This is a genomic window from Companilactobacillus jidongensis, assembly GCF_003946575.1.
In the GTDB taxonomy this organism is placed as follows: Bacteria; Bacillota; Bacilli; order Lactobacillales; family Lactobacillaceae; genus Companilactobacillus; species Companilactobacillus jidongensis.
The window spans coordinates 20,177-39,142 of sequence record NZ_RHOP01000004.1 but is presented as its reverse complement, the minus strand read 5'-3'; the positions used below and the strand labels follow the sequence as shown (position 1 = coordinate 39,142).

General features: G+C 36.8%; 14 protein-coding genes and 1 other annotated feature. Of the genes, 4 read left to right on the top strand and 10 right to left on the bottom strand.

The window, feature by feature from the left end:
* The first annotated feature begins 54 nt into the window (after positions 1-54).
* Entirely contained in the window at positions 55-2,589 is a 2,535-nt protein-coding gene (locus tag EKM68_RS02680; protein WP_125588119.1) for a M1 family metallopeptidase, read from the top strand.
* A gap of 189 nt (positions 2,590-2,778) precedes the next feature.
* Positions 2,779-2,982, top strand: a complete 204-nt coding sequence (locus EKM68_RS02675; protein WP_125588118.1) for a hypothetical protein — start codon at positions 2,779-2,781, stop codon at positions 2,980-2,982.
* Positions 2,983-3,117: 135 nt separating this feature from the next.
* On the opposite strand, the gene EKM68_RS02670 is transcribed toward EKM68_RS02675, so the two are convergent.
* The gene (locus tag EKM68_RS02670; protein ID WP_125588117.1) at positions 3,118-3,816 is read right to left on the bottom strand and encodes a Bax inhibitor-1/YccA family protein; all 699 of its coding nucleotides are present in this window, start codon (positions 3,814-3,816) and stop codon (positions 3,118-3,120) included.
* Positions 3,817-3,922: 106 nt separating this feature from the next.
* Between EKM68_RS02670 and EKM68_RS02665 the strand changes: the two genes are divergently transcribed.
* Positions 3,923-4,846 carry a restriction endonuclease gene (locus EKM68_RS02665; protein ID WP_125588116.1) on the top strand — a complete coding sequence of 308 codons (924 nt, stop codon included), beginning with the start codon at positions 3,923-3,925 and terminating at the stop codon, positions 4,844-4,846.
* 44 nt (positions 4,847-4,890) lie between these two features.
* Here the strand turns inward: EKM68_RS02665 and EKM68_RS02660 are convergent, their stop codons facing one another.
* From EKM68_RS02660 to EKM68_RS02640, 5 genes are all read right to left on the bottom strand, one after another.
* Positions 4,891-5,424 (bottom strand): nucleoside/nucleotide kinase family protein, encoded by a 534-nt coding sequence (locus EKM68_RS02660; protein ID WP_191987367.1) that lies wholly within the window; start codon positions 5,422-5,424, stop codon positions 4,891-4,893.
* Complete coding sequence (locus tag EKM68_RS02655) at positions 5,424-6,509, bottom strand: YdcF family protein (protein ID WP_125588115.1); 1,086 nt, start codon at positions 6,507-6,509, stop codon at positions 5,424-5,426. Before EKM68_RS02655 ends, EKM68_RS02660 begins: the two co-directional genes overlap by 1 nt.
* Before the next feature lie 45 nt (positions 6,510-6,554).
* On the bottom strand, positions 6,555-9,728 hold the full coding sequence (locus EKM68_RS02650) for an AAA family ATPase (RefSeq protein ID WP_125588114.1): 3,174 nt from the start codon (positions 9,726-9,728) through the stop codon (positions 6,555-6,557).
* 2 nt (positions 9,729-9,730) lie between these two features.
* On the bottom strand, positions 9,731-10,915 hold the full coding sequence (locus EKM68_RS02645; RefSeq protein ID WP_125588113.1) for an exonuclease SbcCD subunit D: 1,185 nt from the start codon (positions 10,913-10,915) through the stop codon (positions 9,731-9,733).
* Positions 10,916-11,026: 111 nt separating this feature from the next.
* Positions 11,027-12,874, bottom strand: coding sequence for an FAD-binding protein (locus EKM68_RS02640; protein WP_125588112.1), 1,848 nt, complete (start codon positions 12,872-12,874; stop codon positions 11,027-11,029).
* Between the two features lie 78 nt (positions 12,875-12,952).
* Between EKM68_RS02640 and EKM68_RS02635 the strand changes: the two genes are divergently transcribed.
* On the top strand, positions 12,953-13,891 hold the full coding sequence (locus EKM68_RS02635) for an HNH endonuclease (protein ID WP_164509335.1): 939 nt from the start codon (positions 12,953-12,955) through the stop codon (positions 13,889-13,891).
* A 53-nt stretch (positions 13,892-13,944) separates the two neighbouring features.
* Here the strand turns inward: EKM68_RS02635 and asnA are convergent, their stop codons facing one another.
* From asnA to EKM68_RS02615, 4 genes are all read right to left on the bottom strand, one after another.
* A complete protein-coding gene (asnA, locus tag EKM68_RS02630; protein WP_125588110.1) occupies positions 13,945-14,952 on the bottom strand; it encodes an aspartate--ammonia ligase in 1,008 nt (335 codons plus the stop codon).
* Between the two features lie 70 nt (positions 14,953-15,022).
* Positions 15,023-15,275, bottom strand: a binding site (T-box leader).
* Between the two features lie 157 nt (positions 15,276-15,432).
* On the bottom strand, positions 15,433-16,179 hold the full coding sequence (locus tag EKM68_RS02625; protein WP_125588109.1) for a matrixin family metalloprotease: 747 nt from the start codon (positions 16,177-16,179) through the stop codon (positions 15,433-15,435).
* 73 nt (positions 16,180-16,252) lie between these two features.
* The gene (locus EKM68_RS02620; RefSeq protein ID WP_125588108.1) at positions 16,253-17,392 is read right to left on the bottom strand and encodes an ArgE/DapE family deacylase; all 1,140 of its coding nucleotides are present in this window, start codon (positions 17,390-17,392) and stop codon (positions 16,253-16,255) included.
* Positions 17,393-17,559: 167 nt separating this feature from the next.
* Positions 17,560-18,966 carry a C69 family dipeptidase gene (locus EKM68_RS02615; RefSeq protein WP_125588107.1) on the bottom strand — a complete coding sequence of 469 codons (1,407 nt, stop codon included), beginning with the start codon at positions 18,964-18,966 and terminating at the stop codon, positions 17,560-17,562.

Below are 18,966 nucleotides of genomic sequence, written 5' to 3'. Positions count from 1 at the left end.
TAATAAAAGTCGTATAATGAAAAGGAATATAATTTTTTAATTACGGAGGGACTTATGACTGGAATTACACATGCTTATGATACATTTAAACCCACACATTACGATATTTTTATAGATATCAATCGTGGAACTAAACAAATTTCTGGAAAATCCGTTATTGACGGTGAAGCTAAACAGAAAGATATTTTTATTCAACAAAAAAATATGGAAATTGAATCTGTTCAAGCTGACGGTAACGATGTTCCTTTTGAAGTTGATAATAAAAAAGAAGCTATCAATATTACTTTGCTAAAAACTGGTGAAGTAACATTGGCAGTGACATACAAAGCTCCTCTAACAGACTCGATGATGGGAATTTATCCTTCATATTATGAAGTTGCTGGTGTTAAGAAAGAAATCATTGGCACACAATTCGAAACAACTTTTGCTCGTCAAGCATTCCCAAGTGTTGATGAACCAGAAGCCAAAGCTAAGTTTGATTTGGCTATCAAGTTCGATGAGCAACCTGGCGAAACAATTTTGGCAAATATGCCTGAAGTTCGTAAGGAAAATGGTGTGCACTACTTTGACACGACTGTTCGCATGTCAACATACCTTATTGCCTTTGCCTTCGGTGATCTTCAAAGCAAGATCACAACAACTAAGAGTGGCGTAAAAGTTGGCGTCTTCGCTACTAAAGCACACAAAGCTAACGAACTCGACTTTGCTTTGGATATTGCTAAACGTGCCATTGAATTCTATGAAGACTTCTATCAAACACCATATCCACTACCACATTCATGGCAATTGGCACTTCCTGATTTCTCAGCTGGTGCGATGGAGAACTGGGGTCTAGTAACTTATCGTGAAGCCTACTTAACGCTTGATCCAGACAATACTTCACTTGATACTAAGCAATTAGTTGCTACAGTGATCACTCATGAACTGGCTCACCAATGGTTTGGTGACTTGGTAACTATGAAGTGGTGGGATGATTTATGGTTGAACGAGAGTTTTGCCAACATGATGGAATATGTTTCAGTTGATGCAATTGAACCGGACTGGCATGTTTGGGAAATGTTCCAAACTTCCGATGTTCCTGCGGCGTTGCAACGTGACGCTACTGATGGGGTTCAATCAGTTCATGTTGATGTTGAAGATCCAGCTGAAATTGATGCATTATTCGATAGTGCCATTGTCTATGCTAAGGGTGCCAGAATGTTAGTTATGATGCGTGCTTTGGTCGGTGATGATGCTCTTCGCAAGGGCCTGAAGAACTACTTTGCTGCACATCAATACAGTAACGCCCAGGGTAATGATCTTTGGTCAGCCGTTGGTGAAGCAGCTGGGATGGACATTGGTGGAATCATGAATTCATGGTTACAACAACCAGGTTATCCAGTTGTCAGTGCCTCAGTAGTTGATGGTAAATTAACATTGTCACAGCAACAATTTTTCATCGGTGCTGGCGAAGATAAGGGCCGTCAATGGCAAATTCCTCTAAACGGTAACTACGATGCTGTGCCAACAATCATGAGCGACAAGGCTATTACACTGGGTGATTATGCTGAATTACGTCAAGCAGCTGATAAACCATTCCGTGTTAATGTTGGTAATAATTCACACTTTATCGTTAAGTATGATGATACTTTGTTACAAGATATTTTGGATCATCATGAAGAATTAGATGCTATTTCACAACTTCAAGTCTTGCAAGACTTACGTTTGTTGGCAGAAGGAAAACAAATTTCTTATGCATCAATTGTTCCATTGTTGCCTAAATTTGCGGACAGTCATTCAACAGTTGTCAACGCTGCTCTGTACCGTGTTGCCAATGATTTGAAGAAGTTTGTAGCTCCTGGTTCTGATGAAGAGAAACAACTACAAGTATTGTTCGACAAGTTGAGTGCCAAAGAAGTCGCAAGACTTGGCTGGACTCCAAAAGACGGCGAATCAAATGACGATCAATTGACTCGTCCATACGTTTTGAATGCTGCTTTGTATGCTAAGAACGCTGATGCAATTGCGTCAGCACATGAATTATTTACGGCTAATGTAAGTGATCTGGCTGGTATGTCAGCTGACATTCGTCCTTATGTTCTGCGTAATGAAGTTAAGAATTTTGGTAATGAAGACTTGTTCGATAATCTATTAAATGAATATCGTAAATCTTCAGATGCTAGTTACAAACAAGACCTATGTGTCGCTTTGACAGCCACACCTGACGCTAAGTTGATTGTCAAATTGATTGGTAAATTCGAAGATGCTGAAACAATCAAGCCACAAGATTTACGTGCTTGGTATCGTGGTGTCTTGGCAAATGATGACGGACAACAAGCCGCTTGGGATTGGATTAGAAATGATTGGCAATGGCTTGATGATACAGTTGGTGGAGATATGGAATTCACTACTTACATCACTGTCACAGCAATGATTTTCCACACACCAGAACGTTTAGCAGAGTTCAAAGCATTCTTTGAACCTAAGTTGAATACACCTGGTATGACCCGTGAAATCACTATGGATATCAAAGTTGTTGAAACTCGTGTTGCATTGATTGAAGCTGAAAAGGCTGCTGTTAATGCGGCAGTTGCTGAAATTGTTAAATAGCTTTCCATGTTTTATATATTCTAATTAAAATAATAGAGCTCTAGAAATCTTTATATTATAGGATTTCTAGAGCTCTATTTAAATTGTTATATTTAGGGTTATTGTTTTGTTTTCCAATGTTGTTAATTCATACTAGTAATTACAACTTGTCGGAGTGGTGGCTATCTTCTGGAAAGAGAGGTAGAAGCTATGATAGTGAATATTGTGGTGGATATTTTGAATGAAAGGAATAGCGATGTATATTTTGCTAGTGTTACTTGTAATGCTGGGCGTACTAAGGGTAATCGTTACTTCAGTGGAGCAGCTGTTGATTGCGGTCATACGTCTAGTGTTGGTTTACAGGGTACTAAAAAAGACGCTAAAAAAATAAGCCTCGAAGACTTGGCGGTCTAGGCTTATTCTTTAGTTGAACACCTGCCACCACTTTGGTGGAGTTGTAACGGCAAACCTACTGTAAGGGTTTGTCGCTTTTTTATTACAAGCACATTTTAACAGGTATTAAATCAAACCTCAATTAAAAGCAAAATTCTAGTTACTATTGCCAAAGATAGAAAGAATACTCAAGAAGATGTTAATGAAATCCATTACCAAACTAATTGAGGCAACTAATGCGATAGCACCAAGGTTTTCAGAATCTTGAGCATTGGCATAGATGCGTTTGATATTTTGTGAATCAAAGGCGATGTAGAACAAGAATACAATGATAACAGCAATGTTAACTAGTAATGCCGCAACAGTACTGTGGAAGATAACCAGGTTGATAAATGAAACAACAATGATTGAAATTAATCCGATCAATAAAGTTCTATTCCAACTTGTTAAGTCCTTCTTAGTGAAGAAACCAATTCCGGCAGCTACTACGAAAATAACTGATGTTACTGCAAGAGATTGAACGATACTTTGAGCTGTGTAAATGTAGAATACTGGAACACCGAAGACTGACATTGTTAGTAAGAACAGAACATAACTGACGAACGTCATAGCATACGATCTTGTCGCAAAGCGATTTGCCATATTTATGAACGCAAAGGCGACCGCGATTATTACTAGTGAAAAGATAAGAGCATGCCCACTCATCATATTCATAATTGTATATGAGAGTGAAGTGTTTCTAGCAATAGCATTAGCTGCCAAAGTCCAGAAAGCCACACCCAGTCCAGTGTATAAGTACACCAGAGAAGTGAATCGAGCCAAACCAGTGGCTCTTGCTTTGTCTATTGATTGCATTTATTGCCCTCCTTTTGGTATTGAATATTGTAACAAATCTTGGGATGGATTGCAGGTTTGAGAGATATATAATGTAATTAATGTTTAGCATTAAGGGGAAAATGAAATGGCTAATTATAAAAGACAACCGTTGAGAAGATATATTTTGGATTCTTTACAAATTCTAGGAGGTAGCGCATCAAGAAAAGCAATAAAAAATGGAATAGTGGATGATAATACTATTTCATATGATGATGCATTTGGAGAAGTAATTTCCTCAAATGGTAACAAATATCATCCTTTTGACTTTGACTTTAATTTTGGATTGAAAGAATTAGTAGTAACGGGTTATATAGAGGAATATAAAAGAGGACAGGATATTGTTTTAACAGAGAAAGGCCGTTCAAACGATCATTCAAACTTTCCAAATAAGAAAGAATCCCAACAGATAAGAGACTACTGGGATGAAAAAGATTTGCTAAGAGCAAAACGAAATAAATCAAAATTGGAAAAAGAAAAAAATGATAATGACAAAAAAATAAAAAAAATCCAATTGAATACTGATGATTCCTCTGATGATCCTTCGGATACATGGAAAATAGAAATATTAGATCAAATTAAACAATTTTCACCTAAGAAATTTGAAAGTTTTTCCAGACTTTTGATTTCAAAAATGGGAGTTATTTTTGATAACAAAAAGGGAGTAATGATGTCCGGAGATCATGGAATAGATGGATATGGTTATTTTAAATCTGATGAATTTAGGACTAGTCGTGTGGCCATACAGTGTAAGAAATATACGGATGGGTCGGTTTCAGAACCAGAAATAGATAAATTTAAGGGTGTCATGCTTAGCATGAATGTAGACTATGGCATTTTTATAACAACGAGCTTTTTTACACTGCAAGCTAGATTAAAAGCGGTACAAGGAGGTAAAACTGTTACATTGATTGATGGTCAAGGTATTTCAGAATTGATTGAAAAATATCAATTGCATGTTACGCCAGTTCGAACGTATTCTATTGATGATTATTACTTTGAAGAAAATTAAAAAAGAATTGTAGAATCCAATTTAATAGATTTCTACAATTCTTTTTAAATACCATTTATTTTACTTTCAGCAATCTCCAACTTCTTATCTAATTCCAAAGAGCCGTCAATAACCAAATCAGCACTATTCATAACATAATCTTGAAAATCCACAAACACAGGGCGGGCTTTATCCAGATATATGTTTAACCAGTCAAACACAGCCGATATATTTTCTCCATCAGAGTAGTCACGTAGAATGCCACGTGCTAGCGCAATATCCAAGGGAGTGTTGATATATATTGATAGGTCAATATAAGGATTAAGATTCTTATGCCTTTTAGCAAAAGGAAAATCTACTAAGATATATTCAAATTTATCTAGCTTTTCTTTCAAATCGTCAAGCAGGTCGGAAATATCATATTGATTTACAGTTTCTTTAACGGGTGTAAAAATATCGGGTGCTGATGGTAGTGCATCAATACTGTAATCATCAAATGACACTATCGAGCAATTGTTTAATTGCTTTTTAATTGCATTGATCAATGTTGTTTTACCACCAGCAGTTACGCCACTAACGACGATGACTTTACTCTTCATTATTTGCCACCATATCTGTAACTGATCCAAGTAAGTACACCGGATCCAATAACAATCAACACAATAGCAGCCGCATGCCAATATTTATTGCGCATGAATATTGCAATATACTCACGAATAATGGCATTAGGCAAGAAGAACTTAGCAGTGTGAGCCCCAATTCCATCAGCCTTTAATCCAGCTTGTTTGGCAACCATCCCGGCACGGAAGGTGTGATATCCATTGGTTACGAAGATTGCTTTGGAATCATTATTATCGTTATCTTCATCAATTATTTTTTTAGAATAGATCATATTTTGATAAGTATTTGTAGACTCTACTTCAGCCAATCCGTCAGTTTTTGGTAATCCCTGTTTCAAGGCATAACTTAACATAGCGGTACCTTCAGGGATTTTTTCGTCTCCACCTTGTCCACCAGAAAAAATCATCTTGGCAATTTTACCAGTTTTCTTGATTTGCTTACGGTAGAAAGTTAATCCCCGGTCTATACGTTGTCCCAATAGAGGTGAAACTTGGTCTCCATTCAATAATCCGGCACCAAGGACGATGATGTAATCTTGATTATACTTGGGATGATTGAATTGGTATAACACAAGCATAGTCAGGTAATTGTAGAACCAGAATAGTACGTAAAATAGAATGAAGTTAACAGTTAAAGTAATGTATTCTACGGCAAGAGCTGGCAGATGTGTTGATAGCCATCCGGAAAAGAACGGCAGAATCAAAATTGCAATTCCGAGTACCAGGGTCAGCATATTTGCCAACGAATGACTCTCACGTTTCCAAACAATCCAGGCATTCCACAATAATAACAAGGCCTGCAAGGCAAACGCGACACCCACAAATAGTAGAAATATTACAAATATTGCGACACTAACAATAATAAGTGGATGATTATCTGTTCCCAGAATTGTCATTGCGGTTACTGGTAAAAAAGAATATAGGAATAAGTTAAACCAGATTCCATTGCTTAATCGCCTTTTTTCATGATGATAAGCTACGCCAAAGCTGATTCCAAAGAATATTGGAATCAGCCACAGCCAATAGAGTACAGCAGGTATTGGAACCCATGCTTGTTGATTCATAAAAATCCCTCCCTGAATTTTTGTAATCCTCAATTATATTAAATCCTATTTTGTAACAATTTCAACTGTACTCCTACCATCGCCGACCTTCTTGATCAGAACTTGTTGGCCGATAGTAGCCTTCATAGTTTCAATGTGACTGATCACACCGACCATACGGTTTTCTCCGATTGTTTCTAGGGCTGTCATAGCTTTACTTAAGGTCTCATGATCGAGTGAACCGAAGCCTTCATCAATGAATAGGGCATCGATCTGTACACCATTGGTAGAGGATTGTACGACCTCACTTAATGATAAGGCAATCGACAAGGCAGCGATAAAGGTTTCACCACCAGATAGGGTGTCGGATGAACGCATCGCTCCAGTTTCATTATCATAAACGTTAATATCTAAACCATGATCAGTACGTTTGTCAGATCCTTGACTAGATAATTCAAATGTATAACGATTGTTTGATAATAGATTGATGAAGTGGGAATTGGCATAATCTAGAACTTTACGCAGATAGTTTTGAACAACATATGTTTCTAGCTTTAGTTTGTCATCATTGCCATCCTTACCGGTGATAACGTTATATAGACTAGTTATTTCGGTGAGTTTTTTAGAGAAGCTACTTTGATCAGTAACAATTTTTTGAATCCGTTTAAAGATTTTAGCAGTATTATCAAAAGTCAATTTCAATTGAGCCGCTCTAGTAACAGCAATGTTATTGGCGGTTTTTTGTTCAGCTAAGTTTTGTTTCAATATTTCAAGATCAGGTACTTTAACGTTAGTTAATGAGACAGATATTTTTTTGATATCGGCGTCTAGCATTTCTTTTTCTTTGTTGTATTGAGAAATATTCTTCTGAATATTTGTATATTTATCAGCATTCAGTTCAGAGATCCAATTATTCAAAATATCGTAATTATTGGTTTTGGCATCTTCGGAATTGAGAGCTGTTGTTAGATTATCTTGTAGTTGTTCCATTACTGCAGCTTGCTTCTTAATTTGCTTTTCAATATCCGCAAGTTGGGTCTTACCAGTCTTTAAAGATATTTCACTCTGATGTACTTTGTCTTGAGATTCTTTTAACTCCTTATCATAGTCTCTAATTTCCTGATTCAACTGAGTTTTTTCTTCATTTAGATCGGAACTATTTTTTTCATTTTCAGTATCGATATCTGCAGTTACTTGTTTCAAATCAGCAGAGTAGGTGGCTTGTTTAGATTTGTTTTCCGTCAGATTTAACTGAATTTTTGTGATTTGTTGATTATTATGATCTAGTTGTTCTGTCAAATTCTGAATTTCTTTAGCTAAATTGCGTGCCTTAGTGAGGCTGTTTTCGATGTCATTAATTTTTTTATCAAAAATATTTTTAACATCATTCATTTCAAATTTATCAGGAAAGTTCAACTCAGAGGTGTCTACTAGCTTTTGATATTTATCATTCAGTTGTTTTGTTACTTCAGCTAATTCAGTTTTTTTATCAGCTAGTGTTTTGTTGAATTCATCTAAGTTGTCCCGAGCAATTTTTAAACTGTTTTCAGAAGCAGCATAAGCTTTTTGAGATTCATCAACTTCTTCCATAGATTTCTTTAGTTCAGTTTCATCAGCTTTAACAGTCAAAGTGGCTGTGGGATGTTCTGTAGAACCACAGACAGCGCAGGGTTCGCCAGCGACTAGTTCTTGTCGTAATTGAGCAATCATCAGTGATTGTCTAGTACCGATTTTTTGTTGATAATCTTTTTTAGTCGCATCTAAGTGAGCTTGCTTCTGTTGATATTCATCATTTAATTTAACAATTTTACGTTCGAATTCGGTGATTTCTGTTTTCAAACTGTCCTGTTGGTTTTTAACAGGAGAAAGAATGTCGACTAAAGTTTCTTTTTCATGTGAGACGGCATCTTTTTGTTTTTGTAGATTTTCAATAGAAAGCAAATTAGCTTGTTTAGTTTTGATTTCATCAGTCAGTGAAGCAGAGATAGCAGTTTGTTCGTCGATCTTTTTATTCAATTCTGCGATTTGTGGCCTGATTGTTTCAAGATTCTTAATTAATTCTTCATAACGGATTACTGCAGGAATTAGATTAGCTAGTACATCTAGACGTTTATGTTTGGCATCGAATTCATCAGATCTGTCAGTTAAATCAGTTAGCTTCTTTTGAACAGAATCAAATTGAATTTGAACAGTTTCTAACTGCTCTTGCAGAGTTTGTTCATCGTGAGAACTCTGTGCATGCTCGCGTTTAGTTCGATCTAAATCACGTATTGTGTCTTTGAATCCATTGGCCCAGTCTAATTCTGAAATATGCTGTTTGTAGTGGTTTATTTCTGAAGTTCTATCGACAATATTTTCTTGATAAGATTTTTTTAGTTCAGCTAGTTGTTCGAATTGTTGCGCAATACTATTAGCTTTTTGTAGTTTCTCATCAGCGGTATCCATTGCTTTTTTACTTTTATCAGAAGCAGTTTGGGATTGCGCCATAGCGGTCTTGCGCTTGTCTACGAATTCTTTGAGTAAGGCAACTTGTTGATCGTCAGCGACTTGCCCTAGAGATTCTAATTCTTCATCACTTAGATTCATTGAGTTGATTTGAGTTTTTAACTCAGTTTCGAAATCTGAACTTTGTTGTTTGACGGCATCGTAGTTTTCTTTTAGTTTGTTGGTAAAGTCACTAAATATTTGTGTACCAAAAATTTTTTTGAGAATAGTCTCTTTATTGTTAGTAGGAGACTTCAAGAATTCTGAGAAGTCATTCTGTGGTAGTAGGATGATTTTTTTGAATTGATCAGCTGAGAGATTAAGAATATCAGCTATTTCATTGCCGACATCCATGGGTTTGCTGGCGATACTTTGAATTTCAACACCACCAACTTTGTCAACGATACTCAAAGTGGCGGTAGTTTTTTTCTTGGTTGTACCAGTTCCTTTATTTTTTTTAGCTAATTCTTGTTCAGGCGTGCGAACTATTTTGTAGAGATTATTCCCTTGTTCAAAGTAAAAAGTAACACTAGTGATCTTATCGTCAGGAGCAAATTGACTACGCATTTCTTTGGCATTGCGGTCACTGGTGGTGCTGCCAAATAAGGCAAAGGTCATCGCATCAAAAATTGTGGATTTACCAGCACCAGTATCACCACCAATTAAAAATATCGGGGCTTCTTCCAAGCGCCTGAAGTCGATGATGGAATGTTCATGTGGTCCAAAATAATTCATTTCTAGATAAACAGGTTTCACAACTATTCTCCTCTCTCTAATTCAACAAAAATATCGTCAACTAATGCTTTTTGCGTTTTTGATAATGGATCTCCAGTAATGGATTCAAAAAATTGCCCGACAACTGCTTCATTGCTCAATTGGCTGATATTTTCTGAGGTGTTTTGTTCGTCTGACTTTTTTGCAATATTATCGTAATCGAGTTCGACAACTGTTCCATAAATATTTTGTAATTGAGCACGCACATTAGTTGAAGTATGTTGACTACGATCGAAATCTTTTATAGTTATCGCGAACCAGTCTTTTCGCACAGGTTGCTTAGAATAAAAGTCAGGATCTAATAAAGTTTCCCAAGTTTCTTCAAGTGGAATTAGGTCAGTGCCGGGTAATATTTCTCGGAAGTCGGTTTTAGTAGCTTCTTCATTGGTATCAACAATGTAGACGCCCTTTTTTAATCCAGGTTTGGCTTCTTTAACATTGAATTTTACAGGGCTACCAGAATATCTGATATTGAGACTAGGAGAAGCATTTTTTGTGTGAATGTGTCCTAACATAACGTAATCAAACTTATCGAATTGTGAAGCCGTTAGAGTTTGCAGTCCACCGACCTTAGAAGTGGTTTCACTAGTTAAGTCAATTTCCTTATCAGCACTAGCTGAGACTGCGAAGTGAGTAATTAACAGATGCTTCTTGTTAGGATCAAATTCAGCGTATATATCTGCTAGAACTAATTGCATGGCATCCCCAATTGTCTTAATATCTTTAACCTTTTCTTCGGCCATGCCTTGTTGTTGATAATAAACGCGAGCATCCATGGGATCGAAAAACGGTAACATAAATATTTGTGTATCCTGAGTCTCTACCGGTGTGAAAGCTTCTTTAAGCAAAGTATTAATGTGGAAATTATTGAATTGCATCCAATCACGACCGTAGTTTAAACGCTTGGCACCGTCATGATTTCCTGAGATAGCAAAGATAGGGAATTTGTTATCAATGTTTAATGATTTGAACATTTCATTCAAGGTAGTAATAGCGTCAGTTCCTGGAATAGCACGATCATAAATATCTCCAGCAATAACAACGCCGTCGACTTGTTCGTCTTTGGCAATCTGTAAAATTTGTTTGAAGGCATACTTTTGTTCGTCCAATAATGAATACCCATTCAGTGTACGTCCAATGTGCCAGTCAGCAGTGTGTAGAAGTTTCATATTAATTCCTCCATATTAAGATAATTGTAGCAAATACTGCATACAATAAATTACGTTTTCCAAACAAAAAGAGCCAGAAATTGTAAAATTTCTGACCCCTAAAATTATAAGTTATTCTTTGACCTCAGTTTGTGCATGTTTCAAAGCATCACTAACGGCTTCCTTAATAGCACGGCTAGAGGCAGATGCACCAGAAATGGCATCCACATCAACAGAATTCTTAGCCACGATATCTTTTGGCAATTGCTCAACAGCTTTTTTACCATAATCGTCAGACTCACTCTGCTTCAGGATTTCAACATTCTTAATATCATTATTTTCATCAACAGTTACACGAACAACTATTTCATTGCCCATGCCAGCGGTTGATTTACCCAAATATTGATTAGGTCCAGTTTCGAAATTATCTTCTGCAATATCTGAACCTAATGTACCATTACTTTTGTGTTCATCGTGTTGGCTAGCAGATGTTTCAGCATCATACCCGGTTAAATCAGATGTAACGCCTTTAGCCGCATTTTCACCAGCAATTTTACCAATGATCAAGTCTTCAGCAAGATTGCTACCACCATTATATTTACGTCCCATCATACTGCCTAATTCACCGGCAGCATATAAGTTAGGGATGACTTTTCCATCTGCATCAACTACTTCAGCCTTTGCATTATGAACAGGACCACCAACGGTATTCAATAGTCCTTGAGCTAATGGAACGGCATATAAAGGACCATCATCAAAGGCAGTCAATGTTTCTGAATCACGATTGAAAGCATAGTCACGTTTTTCTTTTGCAAAGTGATTGAAGTCATTGATCGTACCTTTAATTTTGTCAGCATCAACATTCATAGCCTTAGCTAGATCATTTAAATTATCAGCCTTAATAACTATCTTCAAGAATTCAGGATATGGGGCATTCTCATCACTTGATAATTCATCATATTTCTTCTGATCGAAGACAACATATGGATGTAATTGAGCATTTGGGATTCTCCATTGTCCATGATCTTGAATGTGACCGTGTCTGTGGATTTCATTCTCATCAAAGTAACGTGTTCCGTCGTCTCCGACAACAAAGACACTACCTTGATGGAATGCTGGCCAATCAAATGGCATGAATAAAGCACGTTGTCCTTCTTCAGGTTTAGGTGTTAGCCCATGGAAAATACCATAAGATTCATAATTTGCCATGTTATACATCTTAGCTCCAACATCCTCAGCCATTGAAACACCGGCACCCTTATTATAGAGAGAACCGATTGGGTGTAAGCTTGTTTCACCCAAGTATGTTTCGACCATTTCAGAGTTATTTTCAAATCCACCAGTTGTCAGAATGACACCATGATTTGCTTTGATATCTAGTAACTTACCATCACGTTTTATTTGAACTCCAATAATTTTTTTGCTGTTGGAATCTTGAATCAAATGGACAGCAGGTGTGTTATACAAAACATCGATTTGGTCTGAACGATCCAAAACTTGTTGTCTCAAATTTTTCCAAAGGGCAGCATCTGCCACTCCTTCATGAACTGCAACTAATTCGTGAGTCTTTGAACCAGGTAGTTCAGGATATTCGTGAGCCATAAAGTTTAAGCCGGCATATAGTGGAGAATCTTTGTGTTCGCCCATGATGAATGGTTTAACACCAAGGTATTTCTCTAGAAATTCAGGAATCTTATATAATCCCTCAACATATGTATTCATCAATTTCTCGTCATATGAAAGTGGATAAGCGAGTTGTTTATAGTATTCTTTCAAGTCGTCAAGACTGTCACCGGATGAAATAACTTGTCCAGCGTAGCGAGTATTACCGCCTTCATGACCCTCAGGAGCTGAATCGACCAGCAATACTTTGGCACCATTATCTGCTGCAAATCGAGCAGCAGTAGCACCGGCACCACCGAAACCTAATACGGCAACATCATAAGTTGCGTCCCAACTTGTATATTTATCTTTAAACATTTCCTTCACTCCTTTTTCCAATGTTTCTATGATTAGTATAAATCTATTTATAATTTATGATGCCGATTGTAGAATTTTTTGAAATGTTATACTACGGATATGCAAAATTATGATGAAGAATTAAATAATTCAAAAACAAATTATTTCGTGATTGATTCGGGTTCAAATGTTAATCATGACGACATGGATTTTAAAATTTACAGTTGGCGTAAGGATTTGAATAAAAAATTACGGCCAGGGGATTTATTTATCTACCGCAGATCTGGTGGTGGTTCAGAATATCGTAATCAGTTTTATTTATTCGGTGCTGGAGAAATTGGTCAAACGATTCAAGATAATAAGAAAACTTCCCGGGCTATTATTAAAATAGAAAAGCCATTTGTCTTTAATCGCAAACTATTCAAGTCGGACTTGGAGACTTTTGATTGGCATTTTAAAAAACATAGTGGATTGTGGAATAATTTCTTCAATATGAACGGAATTACCCAAGTTACTAAAGAGGACTTTGTCGGATTGATCGAATACCAAAATGAATTGTGTAATGATAATTCGATTTTGACTGAGAATGAAGAAAAACTTGCCGCATATATTTATCAGAGTGAGCAAATGGGTGAATTCTTCGTTGAAGATGAGATTGGAGAAATGGATACATTTAAACCCGCATCAAAAGTGTTCATTGATTTGATTGAAGCAAATTATAATTATAAGTGTGCGATTACCAGTGAAGATAATATCGATAAATTGTCAGTCGTGCGAATTGTTCCATGGAATTCTAATAAGAATGCACGGATGGATTTCAAAAATGGACTTTGTTTGGTTGATTGGTTAGCGGATGCATTTGAACAGGGACTAGTGACTTATTCTGATGCGGGTAAGATGATTATTTCAAAGCGGATAGACAGTGAATTATTTGAAAAACTTTCTAAGTATCAATATAAGAAACTTTTAATGCATAAGCGTTATTCTCCTAAAAAAGAGTATTTGGAATATCATCGAGAATTTGTTTTTAAAAATTAAAATAGGACTCACTGAAGATATTCATTCTTCAGCGGGTCCTATTATTTATCTAATTACAAAATTTGAATATGGTTTTCATAACACTTGTCGATCATATCTTGTGGCCATACACTAGCTTGAACTTCACCAACGTGAGCCTTGCCAAGCAGCAACATACATAGACGTGATTGTCCGATACCACCACCAATTGTGTAAGGTAGTTCACCGTTTTCGAGCATCTTGTGATATGGAAGTTTTAGACGATCTTCAGCATCAGCATCTTTTAGTTGAGTTTTCATTGATTCTTCGCTGACACGGATACCCATACTTGATATTTCAAGAGCCATTTGGAGGGGTTCGTACCAGAATAAGATATCACCATTTAGCTTCCAGTCATCGTAGTCAGGAGCACGGCCATCATGACGTTTTCCTGATTTCATTTTGCCACCGATTTGCATTAAGAAGACACAACCGAGTTCCTTAGTAATGGCATTCTCACGTTCTTTAGGTGTCATGTCAGGGAATCTATCTTCTAATTCCTGTGTTGTAACGAAGTGAATTTCGTCTGGTAAGTGATAAACAGCTTCAGGGAATTTGTACCAAACTTCGTGTTCCATGTGTTTGATAACTTTGAAAATATCGCGAACAGTACTCTTTAGAGTATCGATATTACGTTCGTCTTTAGAGATGATTTTTTCCCAGTCCCATTGGTCGACGTAAATCGAGTGAATGTTATCCAAATCTTCGTCTTTACGAATAGCATTCATATTTGTGTAGAGACCCTCATGCATTCCGAAGCCGTAACGTTTCAAAGCAACACGTTTCCACTTAGCAAGTGAGTGAACAATTTCAATAGTTTGGTCAGGCATATCTTTCATGTCGAATGAAACAGGTGTTTCAACACCGTTCAAGTTATCATTTAGACCTGTTGATTTTTCAACAAACATTGGTGCTGATAGACGTGAAAGGTTTAATTCCTTACCGAATTCATTTTGGAATGTTTCACGAATGTAGCGGATAGCTTTTTGTGTGTCGATGACTGATAGCTTTGGATCATATGATTCTGGAATTGTTAATTGCATAAGATTATCTCCCTTGATTTTTGATTAATTGATGAAAGACAGGTAACAAAAAAAGTCTTCCATCCCTAATAAAAGGGACGAAAGACTTTCGCGGTACCACCCAAGTTGCTTATCTAAAATAAGCCACCTCAATAAGAGTACAAAATTACTATACTCTGCCGATGGTAACGTACCGGTTACGTCTAAACCTACTTTGGACAAGCCATTTCAGCTAGAAACATAAGAAAGTGTTATTCAGATGATTCAAGCACTGGTTGGGTTCTCACTAATCCCAATTCACTGTCAGGCTGAAGGATCTTACTCTTCTTTCTTGTCGTCTTTATCTTGTGACACTTATAATAATCATTTGTTTTAAAAAAGTAAAGCTTAAATTAAAAAAATACTAATAAATTTCAAATGTTTGTAATTTATTTATGTGCACAAAGTCTGTTATGACAGTCATACCTTAAATTTTAGAAGTATTAGTATAATCAAATAATTTTATTTATTATAGATATTTTTCAATCCAATAATATCATCATCAGACAATGTTTTAACGCCTTGATTAGTAGGGTACATAATCGAGCTAGTTTCAGTACTATGGTTCAATCCTAAAGCGTGGCCTAGTTCATGCATGGTGACTGAGTCGCTAACAGATTCAGGATAGGTCATATTGATCTTGGCTGAAGCATGATTGATGGCCGCCTTGGAGGGATCATTAGTCTTATAAGTCAATTCAGGTCCACCGGTTCCAAGCTCTAATGTCTGAGCACGTTGTCCTTCATCTTTGTAGTAAATCGAGAAGGTTACTGTGTTGACGCTAGAATTACCTTTACCTTCGATCAGTTTGACTACACCAGTTTGATTGTAAGCATAGATGGCGTCATTGAAGGCTTGTCGTGCCACCTTGGGTGTTTTTTTAGTGAAGTGGTAGTAGTAGGTATTACCTAGAACAAATTTATTTACCATCGAGAATGCTGGAGTACCGTTGGCAGATCCAGTTTGTTTATCTTTTGATGTGGCTGTTTCTTGTTTGGTAGAATTCTCGGTGGCAGTGTTAGTAGAGTTAGTCAGTGATTTGATTTTTGGGGCATACTCGTCAAAGGTTGACTCTAAATAATTTTTTGATTTGGATAAATTAGTAACGATTTGTGCTTGCAGTGTCGTGGGTAAAACATTTGTATATTCAGCTAAAAATATTCCACCCAAAACAAACAACGGCACTAATGACGTAATGTGTCTTCTCATGTATAACTTCTTTCCTTAGACATTTGTCTACATAGTCTACAAGCAAAGTTCATGATTGTCTATTGATTTAATATTACAAATATTTAACAAATATATCCTTGTACATATCGATAAATTTAAGATACATTTCTTTATTAACATATTCATTAACTTGGTGTGGAGTGTCGTTTCCTGGTCCAAACATAACGAAAGCAAAATCATCTGGTTTATCACGTAAAAACATTGCGGCATCAGTTGTTCCGGCGATGCCGTATTTACCAACATCTAGGCCAGTATGTTCTTTAGCCACTTGTCTAGAAATTTTTAATAGTTTGGAATCCTTGGCAGCTTTAACAGGATTCAATTTCATAATGACTTTGATATTCAAATGATAGTCGTTATTTTCAGAATTTAATTTGTCTACTAATAATCGGATGTCATTCAAAACTTGGTCACTAGTGTATTGGGGTAGAGTTCTAGAATTTATTTCTGCCTCAGCATGACCAGGGATGGCGTTGACTTGAGTACCACCTTTGATAGTAGTGACGTTAAAAATAAAATTACCCATAACCGGGTCGCTCTTACCAGTGTTCTTAAACTGTGAATTAGCTTGGGACAAGAAGTTCAGCAAATGGTCAATGGCATTATTACCAGAGTCGGGCATGGAACTGTGAGCGGCTTTGCCCTCAGATGTAACTTTGAGATCGAGTGAACCCATATGTGTATAAACAAAATTGTAACCGCCTGGTTCACCGATTAATAAAGCATCGGCATCATCCATATAACCCTCTGATGTTAGCTGGTCAGCACCGTATTCGCCAACTTCTTCCGCAATAGTGGCCAATAATCTAACGGTACCAGATGTGGGCTGATTATTTTCGTGAAGTTCGATCATAGCGATGACTAATGCGGAGAGACCACTCTTCATATCAACGGCGCCTAGACCATAGAGGTTACCATCTTTTTCTGTTAATTTATGTGGATCGGTGTTCCATTGCGTGGTATCTCCGGTATCAACCGTATCCATGTGACCACTCACGGCTAGAACTGGTTTGCCAGAACCAATTTCAGCTACCAAGTTATAACGAGTATCAGAATATTTGATCATCTTCGATTTGATGCCATGATTAGAAAATAAGTTTTGAAGATATTCCGCAACTTCTTTTTCATTATTATTGGCAGTATTGATAGCAACTAGGTCAGATAAAACTTGAATTTTTTCTGTTTCGTCCATGATTGGACTCCTTTGAAATACTGATATTTAAATATTTATACTATTCTATTCTAAATCTTATAGAGTGTGGAAACCAAATAATAACGGCTTAATTTTGATATAGGTGAGATGATGTAAAAATAGTCCCTATGAATTCTGTTTAACAGAACTCATAGGGACTATTTAAATTAATCATTCAAATTATATCTAAGTTTCATATGTTCAGAACCCATGATGACCATATCACCAAGTAATTTAGTTTGTAATTTCAAAGCCGTGTCAGCCAGTTTATCATTAGCATCTTCAAGAACCTTAGAAATATCTGCACCATCAGCTACTGTGTCAGTGTCATTTTGAATCTTGCGATATGCACTCATGGCGTCGAGTTCGTAATCGTTACGCATGTCGACGTATAAGTCATAGTCAGTGTCACCAAGTAGGGCAGTTGTTGTGCTTAACCAGTACATATTGTTCAAATCAAATGTTCCAGTAGCATCTTTGTACGCTGCGGGAGTATCGTTGATATTTGTGTAGAATGGGACAACAGTATTGAAGGTATTAGCACCGTAAGCTAGCCATTGAACACCGGCAATTTCAGCAGGTACATTGTTTCTAACTTGGAGGATATGAACGTTATGGTTACGGTTGATACCGATAGGACGGAATAACTTCTTATCGGCTTCAGAACCATTACCATAAGGATCATATTTAGTGTTTTCAAAGTGAGAACTTAGTACGAATTTAACATCTTCAATCGAAATTTTACGATTTGCATGACAGATGAATGGCAAATTTTGTTCCATTGGATCTTGTTTGATTTCAGGATTGAAGTATTGTTGACCATACCAAGTACGAGGATTGTTGTAGACAGTGTCCTTGATCGTTGCACTACCAAAGATATGACGAAGATTGTATTTTCCATCTAAGTCAGGATTAAGATTATACTTTTCGATAATGTCCCTTAAGTCAACTGAGTTCATAGTGTCATCGGAGTCAAAATCGAAATCATCAATGTTCATCCGATTTGGAGCAACAACATATGCATCATCAGGAATACGTTCGGCAGCCCAGTGGTGTCCACCGATTGTTTCTAACCACCAAACCTCTTGATTATCTGAGAAGGCAATACCGTTGGTTTCATAAGTTCCGTATTTTTCAATGATGTCACCAAGACGTTGTACACCTTCACGAGCGTTGTGAACGTATGGTAAGACTAGTGTTACCAAATCTTCCTCACCAACACCGCCAGCAACTAGCGGATCAGCACCAAGTACGCGTGAATTAGTCGTGATCGTTTCAGTCGCTGACATCGTGACGTTTTCGCTATTGATACCAGCTGCGGGCCAGATACCATTGTCTAAAATGGCATTAGGAATTGATGTGTAACGCATGGGATCGTTAGGCAATTCAATTTCGACTTTGCTGATAACTGATTGATAATGTCTAGGTTGATCTTGTGGTTGAACGACTACGAATCGCTGAGGATCAAGTGCTTCATGGCCGTCATCATTTCTTGAGATAATGGTTGATCCATCGATGGAGGCGTCTTTACCAACTAGGATGGTTGTACATGAACCTTTGATTCTTTTTTTCAT